1 protein-coding gene is annotated in these 387 nt (G+C 65.1%); it reads right to left on the bottom strand.

Features of this window, described 5'->3' with window-relative positions; translation table 11 throughout:
* A partial coding sequence (locus AC0L3U_RS38595; protein ID WP_473364991.1) for an MFS transporter occupies positions 1-387 on the bottom strand: 387 nt, incomplete at both ends.

The following is a 387-nucleotide window of genomic DNA, read 5'->3' as shown; positions in this document are numbered from 1 at the left end:
GACATAACTCAGCCCGCCCATCGCCACCAGCTTGGTCGCGAAGAACGGTGCCGCCGAGGCTCCTACGATACCGCCCAGGTTATACGCCGCTGAAGCACCGGTATAACGCACGCGGGTCGGGAACAGTTCCGGCAGCAGCGCACCCATCGGCGCGAAGGTCACGCCCATCAGAAACAACTCCAGCGCCAGGAACAGCGCCACGGCCCAGGTCGAACCGTGGGTGAGCAGCGGCTCCATGGTAAAGCCGGACAGAATCGCCAGGACCGCGCCGACAATCAGCACCGGCTTGCGCCCGTAGCGGTCGCTGGCCAACGCGGCCAAGGGTGTCGCCAGACCCATGAAGAGCACCGCGAAGCACAACAGGCCGAGGAAGGTTTCGCGGCTGTA

The organism is Bradyrhizobium sp. Kon69 (assembly GCF_055807515.1).
This window is presented reverse-complemented; position numbering and strand designations above follow the sequence as displayed.